General features: G+C 43.7%; 3 protein-coding genes. All 3 read left to right on the plus strand.

The genetic code is table 11. From position 1 onward, the window contains the following. Positions 1–64: 64 nt before the first annotated feature. Positions 65–550 (plus strand): ribonuclease E activity regulator RraA, encoded by a 486-nt coding sequence (gene rraA, locus CXF78_RS20500; protein WP_011635966.1) that lies wholly within the window; start codon positions 65–67, stop codon positions 548–550. Between the two features lie 92 nt (positions 551–642). Next, positions 643–1,677, plus strand: coding sequence for a formimidoylglutamase (locus CXF78_RS20505; protein WP_374702310.1), 1,035 nt, complete (start codon positions 643–645; stop codon positions 1,675–1,677). Positions 1,678–1,933: 256 nt separating this feature from the next. Continuing rightward, positions 1,934–2,379: class I SAM-dependent methyltransferase (locus tag CXF78_RS20510; protein ID WP_145991594.1), on the plus strand; the 446-nt coding region annotated here is incomplete at its 3' end.

Raw genomic sequence — 2,379 nt, forward strand, 5'->3', positions numbered from 1 at the left:
CATATAATTCATTTAACTTTGCTTTACCCAGCAATTTACCTTTGCTGTCCAACAGGAGTGAAATATGGAATACAACACCTCAGAACTCTGCGACATGTATATAGATGTAGTCGATGTCGTCGAACCAATGTTCAGTAACTACGGTGGTTGCAGCTCCTTCGGTGGCTCAATCAGTACAATTAAGTGTTTTGAAGATAATGGTCTGATTGCTGATGCTTTAGAAGAAGACGGTGAAGGTAAAGTACTATTGGTCGATGGTGGTGGATCGTTAAGACGTGCCCTACTCGATGCTAGAATTGCTGAAATTGCTGTAGCCAACAATTGGGAAGGTATCCTCATTTACGGTTCAGTACGTGACGTTGACGCTCTTGAAGAACTTGATATTGGTATCCAGGCGCTTGCTTCGATTCCTGTCGGTGCTGAAAGTAACGGTGTGGGCGAAGTCGAAATTCCAGTTAATTTTGGTGGCGTGACCTTCTTACCGGGTGACCATATCTATGCTGATAACACTGGCGTTATTCTGTCTCCAGAACCATTAGATATTGAATAATCAGTCATAGCCAATTTAGCTTTGTAAAAAGCTGGCAGACAATTCCTTTAAAAACCAGCTATGCTGGTTTTTTTGTGGCTGTAATTCGGAGAATAACCATGTTTAGCGCATTCACTCAGCAGCATTGCGATGCATTATTAAATTTACGCCCTAATGAAACCAAAATAGGCCAACAGGTTTATCTGGCATCTGCTGAACTGTCATTAGCGCAAAATGCCCAACGGGCTAAATCTAGTGGCGCTCAGTTTGCCATTATTGCCATTGCAGAAGATGTGGGGCCACGGGCCAACCTTGGCCGAGGCGGGGCTGATGATGCCTTTATCGCTAGCATGAAACAGTTGATCAATTTACAGTCCAATCGATTTCTTAATGGTAACGAATGTGCCATTTTAGGCCAAATCAGTCTTGATACATCGTTACCAACAACCGCTACCGTTGAACAATTACGCCAAGCAACCGCACAACTAGATGACATCGTTATTGCTGCTGTAAGTGAAATCATGCAAGCAGGATTAGAACCCATCGTTATCGGCGGCGGCCACAATAATGCTTATGGTTTATTAATGGCAACAAAAGCCACTACAGGCCTACCTGTCGCAGCCGTCAACCTCGATCCACACAGTGATTTTAGACCACGAGAAGGTCGCCACAGCGGTAATGGATTTAGTTATGCCGCCGCCAATGGCGCCCTCGACCATTATCATATTCTCGGCTTGCATGAATTAAAAAACAGCGAAGAAACCCTAGAACAACTGAGCCTATTTGGCGCCACATGGAACAGTTTTCAACAAATTTGGATCCGGCGTGAATTGTCGCTAGAAACCGCATTGAAACAAATTGCTAAATCATTAAATCAAACCCAACTGCCAGTAGCATTAGAGCTCGATGTCGATGCGATTGCCAATATGCCCAGTAGCGCAGCGACTTTTGCCGGTATATCGATACTCGATGCGTGCCATTATGTGCATTATATTGCTAAGCATTGTCCATGCCGTTACGCCCATTTTGCTGAAACCGCTCCAGCATGTCATCACGCGGGGTTAGAAGCGGGTTACCGCGATGCTGGTCAAGGTCTCAGTGAGTTAATTTATGCTTATCTTCAGGGTCGATTAACCTGTCTGAATTAGAATCAGCTGCGGCTATTCATTAAAGGCTAATTTTATGCTCTAATGCAGGCAATTTTTTAGCCTTAACTGCTGATTTTTATTGGGGCTAATCGACGCGAAGCTCATTGCTGCGTTCAAGTTGAAGTGAAATGTATATTTAGGTGTAAGGTAAGACAACTAATTGATTGTTGTCACACTCTCGCACCGCAGCATTTCAGCAATCATTCGCAATGGCATACACTCGCTATTAATTATCGCACATTATAGGAATATACCGATGTCTGAAGGCGAACCGAAAAACACTCATTTTGGATATAAAACTGTCGAAGCCGATAAAAAAGCAGACTTAGTTGCTGACGTGTTTCATTCCGTCGCGGCAAAATACGACATTATGAATGACGTGATGTCTTTTGGAGTTCACCGCTTTTGGAAGCGCCACACCATTGAAGTAGCGGCTGCAAGACCTGGTATGAAAGTGCTTGATTTAGCTGGTGGTACTGGCGATCTCACGGCTAAGTTTTCGCATTTAGTCGGCGATAGAGGTCAAGTCGTTCTTGCTGACATTAATGATTCAATGCTCAAGGTAGGTCGCACTAAATTACGTGACAAAGGTATCGTCAATAACGTCAGCTATGTTCAAGCTAATGCTGAAGCACTGCCGTTTCCTGATAACCATTTTGATATCATCACTATCGCATTTGGTTTACGTAATGTTACCGATAA

Origin of the sequence: Shewanella sp. 11B5 (assembly GCF_002836795.1) — a bacterium.
GTDB lineage: Bacteria > Pseudomonadota > Gammaproteobacteria > Enterobacterales > Shewanellaceae > Shewanella > Shewanella frigidimarina.